Origin of the sequence: Robinsoniella sp. RHS (assembly GCF_001029355.1) — a bacterium.
Lineage (GTDB): Bacteria > Bacillota > Clostridia > Lachnospirales > Lachnospiraceae > Robinsoniella > Robinsoniella peoriensis.
Genome location: NZ_JNGB01000201.1, coordinates 1 through 3,779, shown reverse-complemented (window position 1 = coordinate 3,779; position 3,779 = coordinate 1). Strand labels below are relative to the sequence as shown.

The following is a 3,779-nucleotide window of genomic DNA, read 5'->3' as shown; positions in this document are numbered from 1 at the left end:
GTACGATGTGGTTGTCGTAGACAATCTTTACAATTCAAGCGAAAAAGCAATCCAGCGAGTAGAAGAAATCTCAGGTAAAAAAGTAACGTTCTATAAAGCTGACATCCTGGACAGAGAAAAATTAAATGAAATTTTTGATAAGGAATCGATTGATTCCGTAATTCATTTTGCAGGATTGAAAGCTGTTGGAGAATCTGTAGCAAAACCTTTGGAATATTATCATAACAACATGACAGGTACCTTTATCCTGTGCGAAGTAATGAGAGACCATAATGTGAAAAACATTATCTTCAGTTCTTCTGCAACTGTATATGGAGATCCTGCATTTATTCCGATTACGGAAGAATGCCCGAAGGGAAAAATAACAAATCCTTATGGACAGACCAAAGGAATGCTGGAGCAGGTATTAACAGATCTTCATGTTGCTGATCCGGAGTGGAATGTGGTATTGCTTCGTTACTTTAATCCGATTGGAGCACATAAGAGCGGATTAATCGGAGAAGATCCTAAGGGAATTCCAAATAACCTGGTACCATACATAGCACAGGTTGCAGTCGGAAAATTAGAATGTCTCGGTGTCTTTGGAGATGATTATGATACTCCGGATGGAACTGGCGTACGTGATTATATCCACGTAGTAGACCTTGCAGTAGGACACGTAAAAGCGTTAAAGAAAATAGAAGAAAAAGCAGGCGTAAATATTTATAATCTGGGAACCGGAAATGGATACAGTGTACTTCAGGTAGTAAAAGCATTTGAAAAAGCTTGTGGAAAGCCAATCAAATATCAGATCAAACCACGCCGTGCAGGTGATATTGCAACATGCTATTCAGATGCCGCAAAGGCAAAAGAAGAGCTTGGCTGGGTAGCTGAAAGAGGCATTGAGGAAATGTGTGAAGATTCCTGGAGATGGCAGAGTAATAACCCCAACGGATACGAAGAGTAAAAATATAGAGATATTTGCAGAAACAACATTTATTGCGAATGAATCTTGGCAGAACTGGTGTATAAATACATCGGTTCTGTTTTTTATTAAAGTCTTAATACGAAAATAAATGAAAACTTATTGACATGTCAATGTAAATAAGATAAAATATAAATCACATAAACGCAATAACAATCTTAGGGATATTCATTCCCAATCTGGAAAATAATTTTGACAGACTATTCTTAAAAACCCCCAATGAAATTAAGTGTACCTTGAAAACTAAATAGACTTTGGAAATAGTATATGATAAAATAGAAAACACGAGGTGAATCGGATGGAAAATACCATTCTACTAAAAGAAATTGGCAAATTGTTTGAGAGGCAGGAGAAAAAAATTGACCTGCGATTTACAGAACAGGAAAAGAAGATAGATCAGAAAATGGATCAGCGATTTACAGAGCAGGAAAAGAAGATAGATCGGAAATTTGCAGAACAGGATAAGAAGTTGGATCAGCGATTTGCAGAACAGGAAGAAAAGATAGATCGGAAATTTGCAGAACAGGATCAGAAGTTGGATCAGCGATTTGCAGAACAAGATGAAAAGATAGATCGGAAATTTGCAGAGCAGGATCAGAAGTTGGATCAGCGATTTGCAGAACAAGATGAAAAGATAGATCGGAAATTTGCAGAACAGGATCAGAAGTTGGACCTGCGATTTACAGAACAGGAAAAGAAAATAGATCAGAAATTTACAGAACAGGATCAGAAGTTGGACAAGCGATTTACAGAGCAGCATAACAACAACACTCAGTGGAGAAGCAGTCTGAAGTCGGAGATTGATGCAGCATTTGATAAGAACAAAAAGGAAATTGATGCAAAACTTGAAGCGATGGAGGCAAGGATCGATCATAACATGAGTAAACGGTTAGAACCGCTTCAGAAAGAGATATTAAGTTTCCATAGTGAAATGCATAATATGAATCTTAGAATGGAACGTGTTGAGAATAAGGTGGATGAACTCAATGAGGTTACCAGAAATCTGAATACGAAGATTGATGTTAATACAGAGAGGATCATGAATAATTTTGTGAAGATTATGGAAACACGAACGATTTTAGGTGAACATGAGCGGAAGCTGGAGCTGGCTTGATTATTTATTACAGCAATCTGCGGCAAGGAACTTGCTGGCACCAGGCTCTGTTAGTAATAAATTAAATACATGATGAGGAGTGATACCGTATGGATTTATCAGTTAAAGTCAGGAATATTACAATTGGAGAAGGAATGCCGAAAATATGTGTTCCGATTGTGGGTGGAAGTAAGGAAAGAATATTGGAAACTGCACTGAAGATTACGGCGCGTCCTATTGATATGGTGGAGTGGCGTGTGGATTTTTTTGATTATGTTATGGATCAGAAAAAGATGGCAGAAACCCTGAAAGAATTGCGCAAGATACTTGGTGAGATCCCACTGCTGTTTACTTTCCGCACGGTGGATGAGGGGGGGAATCGCCCGATTGAGATGAAGGACTATGTAGATATGAATCTGCATGCTGTTAAGACAGGATATATCGATTTAGTTGATGTAGAGATATTTCGTGGAGAAGCAGTGAGTGCTCCAATTGTGAAGAGTGCACACAGGCACGGTGTTAAGGTAGTGGGATCCAACCACGATTTTGAGAAGACTCCGCCTAAAAATGAAATTGTAGAGCGATTGCAGAAAATGCAGAAAGCTGGTGTCGATATTACGAAGATAGCAGTTATGCCAGCTGAGCGGCAGGACGTGTTAACGCTCTTGGATGCTACGCTGGCAATGAAGGAGTCTTTTGCGGACAGGCCTTTCATTACCATGTCAATGGGAAGCATGGGATTTGTCAGCAGAATTACCGGAGAAATATTTGGTTCAGCAGTAACTTTTGGCGCTGTAGGACAGGTCTCCGCACCGGGACAGATTCCGGTAGAAAAGCTGGAACAGGTATTAAATATCATTGGCAGATATGGCTTATAAAGCTTTTTTAGAATACGTTTAGGAAGCTGGTACATTTTTGCATAATAAACAGTGAATTAAACACCCGTTATCTACGCAATAAGCACGCCGGGCGGCACTAGCCGTGATCCACTGCGTCGTTGCTTCGTGGACACATATCTGATGCAGATATCAGGCACTTTATTCACCATTAATTACACAATGCGGTACCAGGCTGTCGAGGTCTGTCGAAGAAAAATTGAATATAGCGTTGCGTTTTTGACAAAACTCACACCCCCTATCACCTATAATGAATAGTGCTTGGATCAAAGCATTCATTTTGGTGGCAGGGGGTGTTTTGTGTATTATGAAATATACATAGATAAATTCTTTTTGGAAAATATGATAATGGATTATCTATTGCTTACACTGGTACGCCGTTCACTGAAATGTCAGACAAACTGGTGGAGGATATTTTCAGCCAGTGTGCTTGGGGCAGCAGGGATGTGTATTCTTATCATATTGCCCGTTCAAAATACATTCGTTTATAACATTTGCGGATTTGGCATTCTGAGTGTGCTTATGGTTAAAATAGGGTGCAGGATAAAGGACAGAGACCATTTAATACGGGGTACGATAATTCTGTATTTATCAGCTTTTGTTCTGGGAGGCATCTGGGAGATGTTACTGGGGCAAATTGCTTCCAGTGGTCTTCTTCTGGGAGTAATAAGTTTTCTTACCTTGCGATGTATTTTAAGCTGCTATCAGAGATACAAACAAAAAACAGAATATCTTTACGAGGTTGTAATTAATCTGAATGGTAAGAACAAACATGTAATGGGGTTGTGCGATACCGGAAATCAGTTAAAACAGCCGGTTACCGGAA

At 39.3% G+C, this 3,779-nt stretch carries 4 protein-coding genes; all 4 read left to right on the top strand.

The window, feature by feature from the left end; genetic code table 11:
* On the top strand, positions 1–946 hold a 946-nt coding region (galE, locus tag RHS_RS28280; protein WP_047835076.1), incomplete at its 5' end, for a UDP-glucose 4-epimerase GalE.
* Positions 947–1,262: 316 nt separating this feature from the next.
* Positions 1,263–2,078, top strand: a complete 816-nt coding sequence (locus RHS_RS28275) for a hypothetical protein (RefSeq protein WP_047835075.1) — start codon at positions 1,263–1,265, stop codon at positions 2,076–2,078.
* 89 nt (positions 2,079–2,167) lie between these two features.
* Positions 2,168–2,935 (top strand): type I 3-dehydroquinate dehydratase, encoded by a 768-nt coding sequence (gene aroD, locus RHS_RS28270; protein ID WP_047835074.1) that lies wholly within the window; start codon positions 2,168–2,170, stop codon positions 2,933–2,935.
* A 318-nt stretch (positions 2,936–3,253) separates the two neighbouring features.
* Positions 3,254–3,779 (top strand): sigma-E processing peptidase SpoIIGA (locus RHS_RS28265; RefSeq protein WP_047835073.1); only part of this gene is annotated, 526 nt, incomplete at its 3' end.